At 45.0% G+C, this 19,838-nt stretch carries 13 protein-coding genes and 1 pseudogene; 3 read left to right on the forward strand and 11 right to left on the reverse strand.

Translation table 11 applies throughout. The features are described 5' to 3' along the window. Positions 1-5 precede the first annotated feature (5 nt). The 3 genes from lpxK to ACX5KA_RS16165 form a co-directional block, all read right to left on the reverse strand. Complete coding sequence (gene lpxK / locus ACX5KA_RS16155) at positions 6-1,037, reverse strand: tetraacyldisaccharide 4'-kinase (protein WP_458731652.1); 1,032 nt, start codon at positions 1,035-1,037, stop codon at positions 6-8. Next, positions 1,034-2,782: a lipid A export permease/ATP-binding protein MsbA gene (gene msbA, locus ACX5KA_RS16160; RefSeq protein WP_287133332.1), complete on the reverse strand. Its 1,749-nt coding sequence runs from the start codon at positions 2,780-2,782 to the stop codon at positions 1,034-1,036. The genes lpxK and msbA overlap by 4 nt, the downstream gene beginning before the upstream one ends. 207 nt (positions 2,783-2,989) lie before the next feature. Further along, the gene (locus ACX5KA_RS16165) at positions 2,990-5,584 is read right to left on the reverse strand and encodes a DNA internalization-related competence protein ComEC/Rec2 (protein ID WP_458731662.1); all 2,595 of its coding nucleotides are present in this window, start codon (positions 5,582-5,584) and stop codon (positions 2,990-2,992) included. A gap of 210 nt (positions 5,585-5,794) precedes the next feature. Between ACX5KA_RS16165 and ACX5KA_RS16170 the strand changes: the two genes are divergently transcribed. Beyond that, a complete protein-coding gene (locus ACX5KA_RS16170; RefSeq protein WP_338853623.1) occupies positions 5,795-6,322 on the forward strand; it encodes a DUF2062 domain-containing protein in 528 nt (175 codons plus the stop codon). A gap of 224 nt (positions 6,323-6,546) precedes the next feature. On the opposite strand, the gene ligA is transcribed toward ACX5KA_RS16170, so the two are convergent. From ligA to smc, 3 genes are all read right to left on the reverse strand, one after another. Then, the gene (gene ligA, locus ACX5KA_RS16175; RefSeq protein ID WP_458731653.1) at positions 6,547-8,583 is read right to left on the reverse strand and encodes an NAD-dependent DNA ligase LigA; all 2,037 of its coding nucleotides are present in this window, start codon (positions 8,581-8,583) and stop codon (positions 6,547-6,549) included. 291 nt (positions 8,584-8,874) lie between these two features. After that, positions 8,875-10,452, reverse strand: a complete 1,578-nt coding sequence (gene zipA / locus ACX5KA_RS16180; RefSeq protein WP_458731654.1) for a cell division protein ZipA — start codon at positions 10,450-10,452, stop codon at positions 8,875-8,877. Positions 10,453-10,472: 20 nt separating this feature from the next. Then, a complete protein-coding gene (gene smc / locus ACX5KA_RS16185; RefSeq protein WP_458731655.1) occupies positions 10,473-14,006 on the reverse strand; it encodes a chromosome segregation protein SMC in 3,534 nt (1,177 codons plus the stop codon). 262 nt (positions 14,007-14,268) lie between these two features. On the opposite strand from smc, the gene cysZ reads away from it, so the two are divergent. Continuing rightward, complete coding sequence (cysZ, locus tag ACX5KA_RS16190; protein WP_458731656.1) at positions 14,269-15,006, forward strand: sulfate transporter CysZ; 738 nt, start codon at positions 14,269-14,271, stop codon at positions 15,004-15,006. A 35-nt stretch (positions 15,007-15,041) separates the two neighbouring features. Here the strand turns inward: cysZ and ACX5KA_RS16195 are convergent, their stop codons facing one another. Further along, positions 15,042-16,718, reverse strand: coding sequence for an SEL1-like repeat protein (locus tag ACX5KA_RS16195; protein ID WP_458731657.1), 1,677 nt, complete (start codon positions 16,716-16,718; stop codon positions 15,042-15,044). Between the two features lie 12 nt (positions 16,719-16,730). After that, positions 16,731-17,633, reverse strand: a complete 903-nt coding sequence (gene nlpI / locus ACX5KA_RS16200; protein WP_039220461.1) for a lipoprotein NlpI — start codon at positions 17,631-17,633, stop codon at positions 16,731-16,733. 135 nt (positions 17,634-17,768) lie between these two features. Here nlpI and cdd point away from each other — a divergent pair, with 135 nt between their 5' ends. Then, positions 17,769-18,176, forward strand: a complete 408-nt coding sequence (gene cdd, locus ACX5KA_RS16205) for a cytidine deaminase (protein ID WP_039220705.1) — start codon at positions 17,769-17,771, stop codon at positions 18,174-18,176. A 93-nt stretch (positions 18,177-18,269) separates the two neighbouring features. On the opposite strand, the gene ACX5KA_RS16210 is transcribed toward cdd, so the two are convergent. The 3 genes and pseudogenes from ACX5KA_RS16210 to ACX5KA_RS16220 all read right to left on the reverse strand — a co-directional run. After that, on the reverse strand, positions 18,270-18,938 hold the full coding sequence (locus ACX5KA_RS16210; protein ID WP_458731658.1) for a hypothetical protein: 669 nt from the start codon (positions 18,936-18,938) through the stop codon (positions 18,270-18,272). 2 nt (positions 18,939-18,940) lie between these two features. Continuing rightward, positions 18,941-19,543 carry an RNA polymerase sigma factor gene (locus ACX5KA_RS16215; RefSeq protein WP_458731659.1) on the reverse strand — a complete coding sequence of 201 codons (603 nt, stop codon included), beginning with the start codon at positions 19,541-19,543 and terminating at the stop codon, positions 18,941-18,943. Positions 19,544-19,552: 9 nt separating this feature from the next. Next, positions 19,553-19,804: pseudogene (locus ACX5KA_RS16220) on the reverse strand (energy transducer TonB); the annotation flags it as partial. Positions 19,805-19,838: the final 34 nt, after the last annotated feature.

The raw sequence follows: 19,838 nt of genomic DNA on the forward strand, positions 1-19,838 counted from the left end.
TGTTATTATTCCTGTCCGTCTTGGTTGATCTTCAAACCTGCCTTGGCAAGTTTCACATTTACTAAATTAAAAAAGTCTGGCGCTAAATGCGCGGTAACAGGTAAAAACCAGCAGTCGTTATGAGCAAAAGGTGCAGCTTTAACGGCGTCTTTTTCTGTCATTAACACTCTGCCATTCGGTATGTCTGACCGTGTGATCGCATGGTGATCCGCCAGCGGTGTAGCCGAAGAAACCTGAATACCCATTTCTTTAAGCTGAGAGAAAAAACGCTGAGGTGAACCTATTCCAGCAATTGCGCTGCACGGCACTTTTTGTATCTCTTCAAGGGGACAGGTTCTTACTCTGTTTGAAACAGAGGTGAAGTCCCCTGCTACTAAGGTCATTAAATATTGAGGCGCTACAGCATGGCTAAATGTCGGCATCGAACGGCTATTATGTATTAGCGCATCAACGGTACCAAGGCGCCATTGCCCTTCGCGAAGGGGCCCCATCGGCAGCAAATAACCACTGCCTACTTTTCTGTCGTCCATCACTACAATTTCAACGTCGCGATGAAGCGCGTAATGTTGAAGACCGTCATCACAAATAATTAAATCACAGTGTAATTCGTCACTTAAGTACGCGGCTCCACGTGCGCGGACTGGATCGATAACAACGTCGCACTGGCTTCTAATGGCCAGTAAACGAGGTTCGTCACCCACCTCAGACGCATCATCTTCGCCTTTCACTAATCGCGGGTATTCTGGTGATTTAGCGCCATAGCCCCGACTTAAAATGCCGACCTTAATGCCCTGCTTCTGGTAATAATCGGCTAAAGCTAATACGACTGGCGTTTTTCCGTTGCCGCCCACTGATATGTTGCCAACGACAATCACGGGAGCATTAGCCTTGAAGGCCTTTTTGAGTCCAATTTTAAAAAGTAATCGTCGAATTGCCGAAATAAAGTAGAACAGCAGCGCAAATGGTGAGAGCAGCCACACTAAAGGATGGCCGAAATACCATTTATCGTGCTTGGTTTTACTTTGTGATTGACTCACTTAGTCTCACCAAATTGCAACGCGTGCAGTTGCGCGTAGTGACCACCTTTTTCAAGCAATTCGTTGTGTTTACCTTTTTCAATAATGCGCCCCTGCTCCACTACCATAATGCAATCTGCGTTTTCGATGGTAGACAAACGGTGCGCCACAACAATGCTGGTGCATCGTTTTTGCAGCGTTTCTAATGCGTCTTGGATCAAACGCTCAGACTCTGTATCAAGGGCAGATGTCGCTTCGTCAAGAATAAGTATGGGCGCTTCAGCGAGTATCGCCCTTGCAATGGCAATACGCTGACGTTGACCACCAGAAAGCATTAAGCCGTTTTCACCAATAATCGTATCTAACCCTTCAGGCAAGTTTGATAAAAACTCTTCAACATGCGCCATCTTCGCGGCATTCTCGATGTCTTTGCGAGATACATTTTGGCGCGCACCATAAGCAATATTGTTAGCTATGGTATCGTTAAATAGCGTAACGTTTTGCGATACCACGGCGAACTGCGCCCGCAGATCTTTAAGATCAATATCGTTGAGCGCCGTGTCATCCAAGCGAATTTCACCTTCTTGCGGTACATAAAAGCGTGTAAGCAGCGACGAGATGGTCGATTTACCACTTCCCGAGCGCCCTACCAAAGCAATCGACTGCCCAGGGTTTGCGATAAAGCTCACATTAGATAACGCGGGCGTCTGTTTTCCTGGATAAGAGAATGTAACGTCGTCAAATTCAATTTTTCCTGTTGCGCGCTCTACTTTGGTTTTCCCTTTATCTTCTTCGTCTGCTTCATCAAGAATTTCAAAAATACTGGCGCAGGCTGCCATACCTTTTTGAAATTGGTTATTAATGGTAGTGAGCTGTTTAAGAGGTTTAAGCAGCATCACCATACAAAAGACCACATTAATAAATACGCCTGCTGTAAGCTTTTCAAGCATACCGGGCGTGCTGGCAATAAACAGAACGACAGCGAGGGCAATTGACGCTATTACCTGTATTGAAGACACACTCAAAATAGAGGTGACATTCAACTTCATTGACTGTTGACGGTTGTGATTGTTTTTCTGCTCAAAACGCTTTTGCTCTATTTCTTGACCGCCAAACATGATCACAACTTTGTGACCTTTCACCGCTTGCTCTACCGACGACGTTAGGTTGCCCATTGATTGTTGAATGTTTTTACTTACAACGCGAAAACGCTTACTGACGATAGAAACAATCACCGCCACAATGGGGCCAATTAAAAGAAATATGAGCGAAAGCTGCCATGAGTAATAGAACATGACACACAGCAAACCGATGACCAGTGCGCCTTCCCTCACCAATGTTAGCAGCGCCTTACCAGATGCATTAGCCACTTGCTCTGTGTCGTAGGTGACTTTACTGATAAGCCCGCCAACCGCATGATTATCGTGAAATGCCACTGGAAGATGAATGTATTTTTCAAACAACTGCTGGCGCATGCGCATTACCACCTGAGCACCAATCCAGCTTAGCGTGTAACTACCTAAAAAGTTGAAAACACCCCGTAACAAAAAGAGCGGCACAATCGCATATGCGGCTAGACGTAGATAGTCATGGTCGTTTTTCCCCAGTGATTCGTCAATCATTGGCTGAAGCTGGGAAAATACGAAGGTATCTACCGCGGAATAACCAATCATACCAATGATGGCAAAAACGAAAGGCACTTTATACGCTTTAAGGTACTGTAAAAAGCGCTTAATTTGATAATCCGAGTTGTCGGCTTGTTGCATGTAGTTTTTTTAACCTGTTTGAAACGTTAACAAAAACGCGTTGAAAGTATTGTACTCGTTCTCGCTCTAATTCACTAATATAGCGGCAAAATTGGTTAGTCTGCCAACTAAGTGAATAATGTGTGGCCACTTCATACCTATTTAAAGGTATTCGTGTACATCTTCGTTTCGTTACAAGCTAATATTTTTGGCATTTGGCGATATTACTTAGTCTTTGAGGTGTCGCGGTGCTATGCCTGGTAAATACCAGCGTTTATTCAAAGTCCCACGTTGGGAATCTATATGGAAAGTGTCCTTATCGAAGGTTGCGCTTATATATCCGTGATAGCTTGTTAAATATTGCGTTACGCCCAAACGCTCGTAACGTTTAGCCACAACATAAGCAGGAAACTGCCATCTATTCTCATAACCTTGCGTAAAGATCACAGCTTTTGGTGCAACGTGTTCTATAAAAATATTGGTAGACGACGTTTTGCTTCCGTGATGCGGCGCAATAAGAATGTCGGCACTTAGATTTGTAGAGCTCGGTAAAGGATCCATTGAAGCGTTCTCTGAAAAACCATCCTTGATTTCATGGGTTATCAACGCGTACTCGCTTGTTTTCTCAATGTCACCAGGAATTAACACGCTACCGGCGTCGCTTGTTATTTTAACCACACACGACATGGCATTGTTGTCTTCTTTGTTGCCATTTGGCGGCCATAGAAAATTGATTGTTAAGTTCTGCCAGCGTATACGCTTTCCTCGCTCACAACCTAATGTTGGCGTGTAGAAAGTGGCTTTTCTAGCTAAGGCGTGTTGTTTTATGGCTAATGCGCCACCTGCATGATCGTTGTCACTATGCGTATGAACTACAACATCTATATTTGAAATATGCTTGCTTTCTAAAAAAGGTAACAGGTGTTTCAATGCAGTGTGAGCATTGCCATTAAATTGAGCGCCAGAATCAATAATCATAGCCCGACCTCCCGCAGTCACTGCAATAGCACTGGCCTGGCCCGCATCAAACACATGTAGCGCCCATGTCGATTCATTGGTAGGTAACCACTTTTGAAAAATGCTTAGCGATGGAAGTAAGAGAATCGCTACGCAGATAGCTTTGTACCGCCATGTTGGCAAAAGAAAAATAAAAAAAGCGACAATTAGACAAAGTGCCGCACCACTACTTACGTAAAAATTGATAGCGCTCCCAGAAAACTGACTAAGAACGTTCAAAAGCGATAACAAATACCCTAAACACACATCACTGTAATGCATAAGCATGCCCGTAACTTGTTGTGCGAAAGGCAACTCAGCAAAATGAAGGACTAACAACGAAATTAAACAAATAGGTAAAAGTAACGATATGACAGGCAAGGCGATTAAGTTGGTAACAACTGCAACAAAACTGGCGCTACCAAACCATATTAGGGTTAGGGGCATCATTATTACGGTAAGTGCTACTTGTAGTTTAAACAAAGACACATACCATGGTGCTCGCTGTAGCCCCCAAACAACAACTAAAAACCAAATGCACAGTACAGCCCCTATGCTCAAGTAAAAGCTAGCGCTTAATATAGAGAGAGGAAACAGCAACAAGCTCAAAGTAAGCATTGTGAGCGCAACATTTACTGGCCGCCATGCATGTCGAGAAAGAGACAGCACGCACCCCATAGTTACCAGTATCAGCGCACGCACAACCGGCAATGCGCTTCCACTAAGCAACGCGTAACAAGAACAAGCAGCAATTAGCACACAAAGCACAGTGGCTCTAATTGGCGCGCTGGTTTGAAACATCTTACTTATTTCCCGCTCTCTGTTCTTTCGACCTGTTGCCGGATAGTTGATGAAGGCTGAACGTACTAACCAATATTTCGCTCCGCCTAATAGGCTAATAACATGCGTGAGTAAAAATATAACGGGGTTAAAAAACAATAAGCAGACCCCAGCGATAAGTGATAGATGCATGCCTGATATACTAAACATGTGCCCAGTGCCGGTGCGTTGTAACAGCGTCCAATCACCCAACGTAAAGCCCGTTTTATCCCCTAGCAGCAATGCGCGCCACCATCTTTCATAAATAAGGCCTAGCTTCTGCAATGTTGTAGCAAGTTCATAACGCACTGAGTGATTATGCTTTGTTTTACCGTGCTCTATCGACTTGATATAGCCAGTTGCGTGAATAAATTGGCTAACCAACTGCTGTTGTCGGCTAGCTCCAACAGGATTAGCTGTACCGTATGCAGGTTTAAGTTTTACAATTGCGGTGAAGGTATCGCCGTTGTGCAAACAATTTAATTTCACCTGGGACGGAGAAACTGATTGAGGCCGCACGCCTATAGTCCCCTGTTGAGCATATGCGATTTTCTTGTTGGCTAAGCCTTGGCTTTTTCGATCATTTGGGAATTCATAACGTTGGTGAGTAAGACGAGCTTTGAAATTAAACGTGCTAGTTAAAACACGCTTAGGCAAAGGGGAAAGTATACCCTTTTCTAAAAATGTCGCTGTGCTTTCACGGTTGACCGACTCAATAGCGACAACATACTGATAAGTCGCTTCCGGTACCCTAGCTGTGCCGAAGACACATCCCCCCGACAAAACTCTACCTGAAATTGTGACATCTTGTTGAATTTTCCCTTGGGGCAGTTGCCAAGCGTAGTAAAAATGCCCTACACTCGCCACCCAAAGTACTCCAGACAGCAGTCCGCTCACTGCCCAACATAGCAGCTCCTCTGGAAATACATGATGTTCAGCGGGTTTTGTCGTCGAAATGAATATAATGATAGTCACAGATGTAATTAAAATGGCAATCATCAATGCCATGCTGTGAGTACTTGGAAGTTTTTGCCAGAAAACTGCACTTATTGCGCTGGCGCAAAAACAGCTTAAGCAAATTGTGATACGATTGACCATGTTTTCACGTAGCAATTGACAGTGAGTGAATGTGGGTGGTGCAAATTCATGTTGCGCAATTCCGTTTACTGTTATTTTTTCTGTCTTTTTTGATTTTATTTTCGAGATGCATTGATATTTATGCCTAAGAAATTTATCCGACGTTTTTTGCCAGATCACCAAAGCATTAAGCAAAACAAAGCTTTAAAAATTTTTGGTAGCGTATTGCACGAGCCCAATCTTTGGCATTTAAACCGTCGTTCTGCATCTGGTGCATTTGGCATAGGTTTATTTTTCGCGTTTTGGCCGGTACCGTTTCAAATGTGGCTTTCTGCCGGTTTAGCTATTCCGTTTCGAGCAAACCTGCCCTTATCTGTTGCAACTGTTTGGGTGACTAACCCATTTACTATTCCGCCAATATTCTATGGGGCTTATAAAGTTGGTACTACTGTACTTGGGACCAAGCCTGAGCATTTTGAATTTCAGTTTAGTTGGCAGTGGGTTGTAGAAAGCATTAATACTATCGGCCCTGCATTTTTAGTCGGGTGTGGAATTTGCTCGGTTGTGTTTGGTCTAGCGGGTTATTTCTCTTTAAACTGGGTTTGGCGCTTTCAAGTGAAAAAAGCCTGGGAAAGACGCAGACAAATGCGGAATCAAGAAGTCAACTAGCGTGAGAGCCCTATACTTGAGTGTTTGTAGAAATATTTACCTTTTCTCAAGCCCCTTACAACGTTCAGTACAAAGTACGGCGTAAAAGACAGAGCAAGAATTACAAAAAACGCCACTTCATAGAAGCGGCGTTTTTTATTGGTAACAATCAATATGAGTTCGGCGTCAATCTATTCAGGCAAACCATTACGCCTAGCGCTCTTATTGAATTTAAGCCAGACAGGCTACTTTTCATGCTCTGATAAAAAAGCGATAAGCGCAGCTTCGTCCCATACCTCCACATCTAGCTCTTGTGCTTTGGTTAGCTTGGAACCCGCTTTTTCACCTGCTACAAGGAAGTCAGTGTTCTTACTTACGGAACCTGCCACTTTTGCACCAAGTAACTGCAAACGGGCTTTCGCGTCAGAACGTCCCATTTCGCTGAGCGTGCCTGTAATAACGCACGTTTTGCCTTCAAGAGGCAAGTTATCCGAATCTGGCTTTTCAATAGCAGGCCAGTTAATTCCTTCTTTTAACAGCGCATCAATAACATCGGTGTTGTGTGACTCGTTAAAGAAATTGAAAATGTGGGTAGCCACCACTTCACCAACGTCTTGGACTTCAACCAGTGCTTCAAGCGACGCCTCGCGAATAGCCTCCAAGGTTTCGAAGTGCGCAGCCAAGTTTGCCGCAGTAGCTTCGCCAACCTCACGGATCCCCAATGCGTATAGGAACTTGGCAAGCGTGGTTTGCTTTGAAGCTTCAAGCGATGCCAGTAGCTTACTGGCAGACTTTTCAGCCATGCGCTCTAGCCCAACAACATCGCCTAACGAAAGCGTGAAAAAGTCGGCGGGACTGTGCACAAGATCAGCGTCAACTAACTGATCGACTAACTTGTCGCCCAGACCATCAATATCGAATGCTTTACGCGAAGCAAAATGCTTAAGCGCCTGTTTGCGTTGTGCGGCACAAATTAGTCCACCGGTGCAACGAGCAACCGCTTCATCTTCTAGTTTTTCAACCTGCGAGTCACACACTGGGCATTGGCTTGGGAAGCTAATGTCAGTTTCACTTCCCGTGCGATTAGCTTCAACCACAGACACCACCTGAGGAATAACGTCACCCGCACGGCGGATTACCACGGTGTCGCCAACTTTAACGCCTAATCTGGAAATTTCGTCCTGATTGTGAAGTGTAGCATTCGACACTGTTACTCCACCTACAAATACAGGCTCCAAACGAGCAACCGGCGTGATCGCACCAGTCCTTCCTACCTGAAACTCAACATCCAGTAACTTAGTTACTTCTTCTTGTGCAGGAAACTTCTGCGCAATGGCCCAGCGAGGTGCTCGCGCCACAAAGCCAAGGGCATTTTGCAGGTCAATACGGTTAACCTTAAACACAACGCCGTCAATGTCATACGGCAAACTGTCGCGCTTTTCCAAAATGTGGTTGTAGTACGCCAAGCAGCCTTTACCGCCCTCGGCGGTGTCGATATCAGGGCACAGCGGCAGCCCCCAATTACCCAATTGCTTAAGGCGCTCGCTGTGTGTTGTGGGCAGCTCAAAACTTTCTGGTTGCACTACGCCTAGCGAGTAGGCATAAAACATCAGCGGGCGCTTGGCCGTAATTTTAGAGTCTAACTGTCGTAAACTGCCAGCCGCAGCATTACGAGGGTTCGCAAAAACCTTACCACCCGTTTCTTTTTGATGTTCGTTGAGTTTTGCAAAGCCCTCACGAGGCATAAACACTTCACCGCGCACTTCTACGCGCTCAGGATAATGCTCACCACGAAGCGTTAACGGCACATTAGAAATGGTACGCACGTTAGCCGTGATATTCTCGCCTACCTGGCCGTCACCACGGGTTGCAGCACGCACTAATTCGCCATTTTCATACAGAATACTTACCGCTAAACCATCTAGCTTGGGTTCGCAGCTAAAATCTAACGTTGCCGAATCTTTTAGTCTGTCTTTTAAACGTTTTTCGAAGGCAAGCAGTGATTCTTCATCAAAGGCGTTATCCAGCGACAGCATAGGAACATCATGGGTAACTTGTTCAAAGGCCGATAACGCTGCGCCCCCTACTTTTTGACTGGGAGAATTCGGGCTTTGAAGCGTAGGATATTGTTTTTCTAGCGCAATAAGCGCCTGCATATCTCTATCATATACTGCATCAGGAACCGAAGGGTCATCCATCACATAGTACTGATAGTTGTACTCATTAAGTGTGTTGCGAAGTGTTGCTATTTGTTGCTTTGCTTGTTCTAAAGAATCTGACATGGAGTTGTTGTCACGCCGTTTAAATAGTTAAAAGTATTACAATTCGTTGCCAAGGCCTATTCGCCCAAGCCGCTGTATGTTCCAAATGGGCTGCAAAAACCTGATCTATTTCAGTCAGGTTGTGAAACGTACAGCCACGCTACAATGCTATGGCTTGCTAGCCCTTGTTATACATCAAAGATCAATAGACCCTAATCAACAGAAAAGGACCTGGGTATGAGCCAAGTCCTTTTTTGTTTTTGCACCTACATGAATAATCCACAAGATTGAGGCGCAAGTGATAAATTAACGCTAGCTGCGCGCAATCATACGCTTGCGCTCAAACTCACGAATTTTCTCGACGTATTGCTGTAAGCCCTGCTTCGTTAATACGCTTCGGCGCCCATCAAGTACTTGTGCGCCGAACTCATCTGCCAATTTGCGGGCTGCATTGTGCATCATGTTAAACACTTGATGAGGGTCGCCCTCAATAGGCAATATCATAAACAGTGAAATACCTTGGGTTTCAAAGTTCTCTAGGTTATCAATATCGAAAACCCCAGGCTTAAACATGTTAGCAAGGCTAAACAATACTGGCCCTTTGCCATTTGAGTTTACGTGGCGGTGGAAGATGTCTTGATCGCCAAATTTAAACCCTAGCGTTAATAACATAGGTAATAGTGCAGCGCCTGAGATAGGCTCGCCTTCTGGCGTTCTTACATTTAATACTAAAACCTCGGGTTCAATCGACGACTTAGCGGTCTTTGATGTAGTTCCAGCACCATCATTACCTGACTCATTAGCACTAAAGCTTTCATCGCCAAAATCTGCGCTAGCTGCTTCACTGGTGTCAAAATCAATACGCATTTGATCGTCACCAAAATTCGGCTCTTCACGTCTTCTCACTGGCGTTTTGCTTCGTTTGTTACGTGCAAAACGTCGCGGCTGTTCATTTTCTTCATGAACATCGCTGGATGAAACAGACTCTTCGGGTGCATCTAAACTAAAATCAGCAACTTCTCTTTCGTTTTTAGCCGGCGGCTGCACTGTTTCAGGCTCTTCCTCCAGCGTTGGGTCGATATAAAACTTCTGTGCAGGACGAACTGGCTCTGCACGCCCTCTTTCTTGATGACCGCCCGCCTGACTCTGAATTGGGTCATGCGATTGTACGTTATCCGCTCTCTCCTGATTACTTGGAGTATTTGGCTGTTCGCTCTCTTCACGCTGACCATGCGACGCTAAAGACGTTTCCTCTTGCTCTTCGCCTTCACGAAGTAAGAAGCCTGGAGGTTCAGGGAACGCGGCAAGGTTTTCGTCGCCTCTGTTGGCACCTTTTGTTGATGCGCCATCGGGACGAGCTTGCCCTTTCATGTGTGGCTTTGGATTCGTAACCACAGAGCCATAGAGCTTTGGTGCTTTCTCAGCTTCTTCTTTCCCGTTAGACGGCATAGCTGAATTACCAACGCTGCTTGGGCGTTTACCCGCATGCTCACCATGTGCGCCCTCTTTTTCATCACCTTGCTCTTTTGACGTAGCGTGTTGAGACAAGCTATCGTCGTCATCAGCTTCTTCGCTGCTGTAAGCATGTTTTTCATTGATATCGTGATGTGCAGGGATTTTTGCATTATTCGTTGATACGTTGCTTGCAGCATCATGCTCTTGGTTTTGTGATTTGCTAACCACGCGCACCGCGCCAATGCCAAGCTCGTCAAAGCCTTCTTGCTCGTCGGACTCGAAATCGTTGTCATCATCTTGCCACTGACGGGGCTCTAAGCGCTCTTTTTCCGAAGGCTTACTGTTTTTACGAATTTTCCAAATACCATGGGCAAGCACTGCGATGATAAAAACCGTGCCTCCAAGGAGTAAAAATAGACGTAATTGATCTTCCATTTAATTTCTTTCGCCCTTTGTTATGCTTCTGCGAAGGCAACAGCCTCGTCCACATCTACCGCCACCATGCGCGAAACTCCCGGTTCCGCCATGGTAACACCGGTGAGGTGACTGGCCATTTCCATCGCTATTTTATTGTGGGTGATATAAATAAACTGCACTGTTTGTGACATTTCTGACACTAAGTTACAAAAGCGCCCTACATTTGCATCATCCAATGGTGCATCTACTTCATCCAGCAAACAAAATGGTGCCGGATTTAATCTGAAAATAGCAAACACCAATGATAAAGCGGTTAGTGCTTTTTCTCCACCGCTTAAGAGGTGAATCGTACTATTTTTCTTACCAGGGGGGCGAGCCATTATCGTCACCCCAGTTTCTAACAAATCGTCATCGGTAAGCGCAAGATACGCCGAACCGCCCCCAAACACTTTGGGAAATAACGTTTTAAGGTCTTCGTTAACCTGTTCAAAGGTGGTAGAAAAGCGCGTGCGGGTTTCTTTATCAATTTTCCGAATGGCCGACTGTAGCGTTTCCAAGGCTTCAGTAAGGTCGTTGTGCTGTGTATCTAAATGTGACTTTCTTTCCGACTGGGTTTCATATTCTTCAACTGCGGCTAAGTTCACAGCCCCTAAACGCTGCAAATTAGCCTGCGTTTTTTCAAGGTCTTCTTGCCAGCGTTTCTCTTCGGCATCTTCAGGTAAGGTTTCTAGAATGCTCTTCAGCGACTGCTGCGTTTCATCAAGCTGTTCTAAAATCGTATTTGCACGTACCCGGTAGCCTTCAATATCGATATTAAGTTTATCGATATTGGTTTGTCGCGTTTGAATGTCTTTACCCAGAGCTTGATGCCCTTTTTCGGCTTCTCGCAACCACTGCTCTATATCTTCAAGACTACTTTGTTTAGCACTTTTCAGCTGTTCTAATTCCGCTTTGTTTTCCAACAGCGACTGAAGCTCTGCTTCTTGAATTTCTTCAGGGGACGTAAGCTGTGTAAGTTCTTTTTGTAATCTTTCTTTGTTTTTTATGTACTCTTCACGCTGCTGAAGGTTACGTGTAACCTGCTGGCTGTATAAATTCTGGTGGTTTTCTAGTTGTTGCTTCTTAAGTGCAAGCTCATGATTTTGCGATGTTAATGTATCAACTAACGCGCGCAATTCTGACGCAGTTCGCTCATTTGCATCACGCTTAGCGTTCACATCGTCAATGTGTACTTCGTGTTCAAGAATTTGTGCCTCTTGAAGCTCTAATTTTTCCGAAAGTTGGGCTAGTTGCTCTTCTTCTTTCGCTAACATTAACTCTTGCTTTGCTAATTCGTCATTAAGTTTGGCAGTACGTGTAGACTGCTGCTCTTGCTGCATTTCAAGCAAAGAAAGTTGATTTTTAATCTGTGCGCGCTGGTTTTCTTTTTCACCCAAGGCGCTCTGAATATCCTGTTTTTGCGCTTCGCTCTGTTCAAGTGCCTGTTTGGCTCGCTCTAATGAATGCTCAATTTCATCTATAAGGCTTTCAGTTTCTTCAATGCTGTCTACCAGCGCCTTAATTTTATTCGCCCGCTGCAAAGCACCGTCGCTTACTTCGCCAGGTTTCACTACCCACTGTGAACTTGCCCACAACCCTGAAGGCGAAACTACGCTAGTAAACTCCTTGGCTATAGCTTCAGGTTCAGGTTCATCTTCTTTGTTAAAAGCCCTTTCAATCGTTGCCGCAAGTTCGTCATCGTTGCTACAAAGGTAAATGTCATTAAAAAATGCGGGAACACGCTGTGTTGACGATTCATTAGTGCTAGGTTCAGTTAATAGAGCGTGTGCTAGTGAACCCGATCTGGCAGTGCTTACAAACGCCTTATCGGTAAACACTTTAATGCCGCTTGGCAAATTATCTTGGTTTTGCAGCAGTGCCTGTATGTCATGGCTTTTAGCAACAACGGGGTCTTTTGCTTGTTGTAAAATCGCCTCTACGCAAGGTGCAAGAGTTTGGTTAGAGCTAAACTGCTGCCACAGCTTTTCTATTCCGTCTAACGTTACGTCTTCATTATTTGAGGCATCTTGTTGAAGCGCTTCTAGCGCAGCTTTTGTGGACAGTGCGGTTTGTAACTGGCCCTGGGTATCACGGCGCTTCGCTTCTATAGCGTTGACTTCGCCTTGTTGCTGCGACACCTTTTGATTGGACTCTTGAAGTAATTGCTTAGCTTCATCAATGTCAAAATCGAGTTCGCTACATTGCTCTTCTAAAAGCGCTATCTGATTGGCAAAATCTTCTTCGTCTAGCTGTTTTAGCTCTTCTTGTAGTTCACTTATACGCTGAGAAGTGCGTAACTGCATGCTCATCGTTGACTGAATTTGGCTATGGCATTGCTGAACATTCTGACGAAGTTGATTGTAGGTTTGTTCTTGCGCTCGCGCTTGTGCGTTAAATTCTCTTAGCGCTTGTTCAGCGTCTTCAAAACGCTCTTTGGCATGCTCTAACTCTGCTTCCTTAAGGGCAAATTCAGGCTCAATGTTTTCAAGCGCCTCGTTTGATACCGCAAGCGCTTCCTGTGCCTCATCAATAGAGTGGTTAAGCAATTCGTGTTGCTCGCTAATTCGTGCTAACTCTTGCTCAACCTGCCCTTTGCGTTGTTTTGCGTGCAGCGCATTTTGCTCTAGTCGCGTTATTGCGTTACTGGTAGTAAACAGCTGCTGTTGAAGATCATCTATGGTTTGTTTTGTTTCCAGCTGCTTGGTTTTGTACGACTCAAGCCCCGCTTCATCGCCCTGTAGCCGGGCAACTAAGTCATCCACTTCTAATTGCAGTGCCTGCTGCTGTTTTTGCAGCGCTTCAATATGTTCACTATTTTTCAGAAAACGAAGGGCTGCTAACTGGCCTTTCAGCTCTCTGGCTTGTGCACGTAGCGTTTTGTAACGAGTAGCCGCAGCAGCCTGGCGCTGTAATTTTTCGAGCTGCTTGCCCAATTCATCGCGCACATCATTTAATCGTTCAAGGTTATCTTGCGTGTGCCTTATACGATTTTCTGTCTCTCTACGGCGCTCTTTGTACTTTGAAATACCCGCGGCTTCTTCTATGAATACACGCAAGTCCTGTGGCTTAGACTCGATAAGCCGCGAGATCATACCTTGCTCAATAATGGCGTAAGAACGCGGGCCTAGCCCTGTTCCTAAAAATAGATCGGTGACATCACGCCGGCGACATTTAGTGCCGTTAAGAAAATAGGTGGAGGTGGCGTCCCGTGTAACTAAGCGTTTAACAGACAGCTCATTGTAGTTGGCAAATTCACCCGCTATCCGCCCTGCACTGTTGTCGAAAACAAGTTCAACGCTACATTGCCCTACTGGCTTACGAGACGAAGAGCCATTAAAAATCACGTCGGTCATTGCATCGCCGCGTAAGTTTTTGGCAGAACTTTCACCTAAAACCCAACGTACAGCATCAATGACATTCGACTTACCGCAGCCATTAGGGCCTACGATGGCGGTCATTTCACCGGGGAATGGAATAGTAGTTGGCTCAACAAAGGACTTGAAACCCGCGAGCTTAATTTTTTTAAGCCTCACACATCATCCCTCTTAAACACAAAGCTGCACGCGGTATCGCCTTGATATTAGCCAGAAAACAGCTAACCGTCGGCTGAAATAGCAGTTGATGTAGAAATGATGCAATCACACGGAAGATTCTTTTGTTATTATGCTTCGACTCTACCAAATCTAACAGCTTGTAACAATTACCATTTCACTGAGTTAGGCAGAGAATACGCCAAGCGCGTATGATAGAGCAGATAGTTAACAAACACAGCGTTTCAAACGCGAAGGAGTACGAATGAGTTCAGGCGGTGTACATTATTTCTTTGAAGGCTTTTCGCTTATAAAAACCAAAGGGTTAAAGCGTTTTGTTTTTGTACCCCTAACAATAAACTTAGTGCTTTTTTCTGTGGCTTTTTACTTCTTATTTGGCCAAATAGAAATGGGCATCGCTTATGTCATTGATCTTGTACCTGAATGGTTAGGCTGGATCAAAACAGCGATCAGCTTTTTCTTGTGGCCCCTCGCTGTCATCAGCGTATTGCTCATTTTCGCACTCATCTTTGGCACACTGGCAAACTGGATTGCAGCGCCGTTTAATGGCGTTTTATCAGAAAAAGTAGAGCGTCATTTAACGGGTCAAGATTTAGGTGACGAAGGCGTAATGGCTTTAGTTAAAGATATTCCTAGAACTGTAGGCCGCGAACTCACCAAGTTGGTTTGGTATTTACCTCGCGCTATTGGTTTTTTGTTATTGTTCTTTTTCCTGCCCATTATTGGGCAAATCTTGTGGTTCTTATTTAATGCCTGGATGATGGCAATTCAGTACTGCGACTACCCATACGATAATCACAAGATAGATTTTACGCGCATGCGCCTGCACCTTGGCGAACACAAAGGGAAAGCGATGACGTTTGGAATAATGGTAAATATATTTTCACTTATTCCCGTGGTTAATTTTATCGTTATGCCCGTAGCAATTTGTGGTGCAACGTCTATGTGGGTAAGAGAGCTTAAAGATACACTCGCCAAATAGTGGCGAGTGAATAGTTTTAGTAATGAAAACTACGGTTACTTGCCACCAGTAAAGGCTTCGTATTCGGCTAACCAGTGTGCGGCTTCTTTTTGGTTGCCGCTATTGTGGAACGCCTGGAAGAAATTCATTGAAATGGGCCGCTGGGCATTTTGTTTTTTCAGCTGCTGCTGCCAAAGTACCAAATATAACGGCGGGAGCACGCCGCTATCGTGATGTTCCATAAAGGTAATTCTGCGGCTGGGCTTATAGCTGTTTTCCCCCAATACGGTGCACGTTTTAGCGCGAGCAATGATGGTTGCGGGATCTATCTCTAGCCAATTTTTTACCGTTTCGTGAGGAGCATACCAATACTCAGAGTCTACGATTAGGTTTGGTGGTGCAAAATCAATTATTCCATCTTCATGGCACAGCCTATTCGCCATGCCCTTGCCAATAGGATATTCGTCAGCGAAGCCTGCGAAGTGCGCTAGCTCGTGAACAAACACTGAATAAGCGTCACTAATGTCTAAATACATTACGCCGTTTTGAACATTTGCTTTCCCCTGCTCTGCCACTACTACTGCATGACTGAATTTTTGCTTTTTCGCAATGCTCGCTAAAGGAGTAATACTACAGCCTAAGATCCCAGCATTTTTATAATCAGGATCGCAACTTACTACATCGGGTTTAAGCCAAATGGGCGGGGCCAGGCAAATAGAAAGATTCTGCAGACGCTTGTCATTATTGAATGAGTTATGAAGACTGTGAGCGCGCATGATTGTAGCCAAACTAGTAGCGAAAGGCTGTATACGCTGAAGGCAATTCCCTTCACTCTCCCAGTCAAATGAAGGAGACTGCTTTAATGCTTGTTCTACAGAATACGGCTTGTAGAGATTGATGGCCTCTAAGGCTTTTTCCGCTTGAAGATGCCCTTTCTTCGCGGCAAAGCTAAAATGCTGTTTAGCCTCAGAAAATTCACCTTCGTCCCACAGAAGGCGAGCATACTTAAATGCGCTTTGCATGTCTAAGGTCGCTGTTGCTGCGAGCAGCGGTTTCGCTAATTGTTGTTGCCCGTGTAGAAGATACCAATCGGCCAATGCAGCCTGCGCGGGTACGTAGTTTTGTGAAGCCGCGCGTACTAGCCACTTCTCACGTTTTTCTGGCGAATCGGTAGACATTGCAAACGCAAGCTGAGCTTCTGCAACCTCGCCGAGCGCCGCTAAGCGCATAAAGCGCTGTGACGCACCTTCTTCACCCAATATTTGGTACAGCAGCCATGCAGCGTCTGCATTTTCAAGATTCACTAGCTTCTCTAGAAAATAGGTTGCAGTGGCTTCATCAATATAGTCAGTGGCAATGAAGCCTGTGTTATACGCCCGTTCAAATTCACCGAGCAAGCGTGTCTGTGCATTTTCACTGCCCTGCTTTGCAGCTAACCAAAGTAGCGCCAGCGCATCTTGCTTAAGGTGATAGTCAGAATTATTGAAACGTTCGGTATTATCCGAAGTTTGAGCGTCGGGAGAAGATTCTGTGCTGTCCTGTCCGCTAACCTGTGCCATGCCGTCAGCAGTATCTTCTGAAGCAGAGCTCGCCTTTTCAGTTGGGTCGCTACCTGACACTCGGCTTGCCGGCGTAAGCACCTTGCTTGCATTAGCAATTAGCTGCGGTACATAGCGTCCGCTATCGCCCGCGACAATGAGCAGTGCGAACACTGCTAAAAATAAGCCTCGCATAACGCTTGCTGCTTACTCTTCGCTAACCGGTTCGCTGCTAGCTAGTTCACGCAAACGGTTAAGTTCCATTCGTGCGTAGCGGTGTTCAACGTAATCGAATACATTGGTGCTTAATGCAAGCTTGAAGTAGTTTGATGCAATACCGCTGTTGCCGCGCTGGCTATGAAATTTACCTAAGTAAAAATACGCTTCACACAACCTATCTGTTAACGCTTTTTGGCTTTTCACACCGTCTAACAACGAGTTAAGTACATCGTTTTCATTAACGGTGCCTAGAAACAAATCTACCAGCGCCGTCGCCCAGTGCTGGTTATCCAGCGTTGGTCGAATAGAAGCTAAATATCTCTGCCCTTCGAGTTCGGACACGTCATGATGAGCAAAGTAAGCCCACAATGCACGAAATGGGTCGCTGTCGTCTTTCTCGAAAAAGCGGTTTAGATCGTTAGTAGCAAGCTCTGCGCGACCGCCGTAATAAAGCGCAATACCACGATTTAAAAACGCAAAATCGTACTCTGGATTAATTTCCAGTGTAGAGTCAAAGGCATCGTAAGCCTGAATAAAATCACTCTGCTGTATATAGTGAATGCCCATAGAGTTATAGGCTTCTGCCAGATCTGGCTTTAAGTTGATTGCCTGGGTGTAGTCAAACTGCGCTAAGCCAGCAAGACCCACACTGTCATATAGCATGCCTCGTTGAAAGTGCAGTTCGGCTTTGTCTTCATCCGAAAGTGCCGGGCTGCTAAGCACCTGATTATATCGAGCAATAGCCATTTCAGAACGAGGATTAATGGGCGCAGGTTCAGCTAAAAGCAGGTTTCCCATTTGTGGCTTTTCTGAAACAGGCGGTGTTTGCGCACAACCGGTTAAAATAGCAGCGAATAGAGAAAAAAAGATGAGACTAACGTTTCTGCACATGGTAAAAAAGCATTCTATAAAAAAAGAAAAAACCGCCTGAGTATTAAGTATACGCTTGTTGCGGCGCTAATGCCGCCAACCTTCTCGCATTTGATGATAAAAGTAAAGCGTATTGGGTGGTTAACACAGGTAGCTATGAAGAAAAATAATTTAGAACAACTATCACAACTTGCTTTTGACGCACAGAAAAACTCACACTCACCTTATTCCAACTTTAAAGTTGGTGCTGCAGTGCTTACTCCAAGTGGCGAAACCTTCTCTGGTTGTAATGTAGAAAGTGCTGCATTTCCATTAGGACAATGCGCTGAAGCCACCGCTATTGGCAATATGGTCACACAGGGACAAAAACGTATTTCGCATATCGTTATTGCGAGCCCGAACGACGAGTTTTGCTTTCCGTGCGGAGGATGCAGACAGAAAATTGCTGAATTCGCCCCAGATGAAACTCCCGTAACCATGGTAAGTCAAAACGGCGAGACATTCGAAACCACCATTGGTGAGTTACTTCCAAATGCCTTTAGAGCACACGATTTAGACAAATAAGTCATTCCTAAAATACTGTTCGTAATCGAGGCTCGAGCGAGTTTCACCGCCCTTACCTCGTTTACGAACGCATCCAGCTAAACGCCATATAAATCAGCACATCAACGGCTTACTCGACTGTTTAATTGAAAGTATTCTTCCTTGCGCATCAAAGGCGAGCGCCACATGCGTGCCAATATTGATATCCCCATCTATTCGACCGTTAATATTTAGTGATGCGATGAGGCTTTCAGAAACCACAACTTGCTGATTTTTGCAGCTCACCAGGAGCCAATACCCATTTTGCGCTGTAAGCGTTGCTGGCTCTAACGTAACTGCTTTAGCGACTAAATTGCTTTCAATATATTGTTGAGTATAGGTATTAAATCGCGCTTTATAATCAGTTCCGGCTTTACCAGCTAGCAGCTTATCTTCTCCTTCAAATCCGTGATATTGCACAATGTCTACTCGGTGTGCTGCCGTCTGTAATGTCGACGAATGGTTACGTTGAAATGTTCCTATGTTGTAAACGCCTAACATTGCGACAATAGCAAATGCCACAGCCGTGAAACGCAGAGTTGAAGAAGCGATGTACGCTTGAATATTAGCGGCCGTAGCAGCAAATACGCGTTTAATTACACTATCACTTTCTATTGCCTTGTTGTACGCGAGAACCCTTTCACGAATACGAGCATTAGCCTTTTCGCTCATTCCATCATTTTGCTTTTGTACTTGCTGGCTGCGTTTAAACGCATCTTGTAGCTCTTTATCTGATATAGACATGATTACAGTTTCTCCAGCATGGTTTTAAGGCTGTCTTTGGCATAACGTATCCGGGTTTTAATCGTTTCTTTTTCAGCACTGCAAATAGTGGCGATTTCCACTAGCGAAAAACCTTCAAACTGTAGCGAAAGCGCCTCTTTTTGCTTGTAGGGTAACTGCTGAATACATGCCTTAAACACGTCTTTTTCTATCCCTTTTGCTACATCGTCCTCTACCGAAGACTGCGCATTTTTAAGTAACTCACTTAACGAAGACGACTCAACTGCCTCGTTGTTATATTCAAGCTTGGCGTTTTTTCTGAATTCATCAATAAGCGTTCGCCTACCAATGGTGAAAAGCCAAGCCTGAAAATTATCGCCGCTTTTAAATAAGTGACGATTTTCGATAACCTTAACCCAAGTGCGCTGACACATATCTTCTGCAACAGTGCTATCACTTAACACCTTCAAAAAATAAAATAGCTTATGGCTGTGTAAGTCAAACAGCGCGGCTAACGATGCTTCATCACCTTTTGCGCTGTATTGCAGCATTAACCTTTCACTCACTCCCAGCGCTTTTTCGCGCTTACCTTGAAACAGGTTTTGCAAGCTTGCGCCTATACTCATAGGCTATCCTTATTGTTCTAGTTTGAAATCTAATACTACAACCATACCTGGTTGACTAACAGGTTTACCGCCGTCCAGCTTGGGCTTGTACTTCCATTTTTTAAGCGCTCTGCGTGCAGCTCTATCAAACACGCGCTTGGGCTCTGAATCTAACACCTTTATATCAGTTACAGCGCCACTAGCACTTACCGTAAACCCAAGCTTTACCCAGCCTTCAACACCGTCTCGACTCGCCTCTGGCGGGTACGTAGGGTCAACTCTGAATGTAAGCGATCTTAAATCAGCACTTTACGCA

It is taken from the genome of Alteromonas alvinellae (assembly GCF_902705805.1).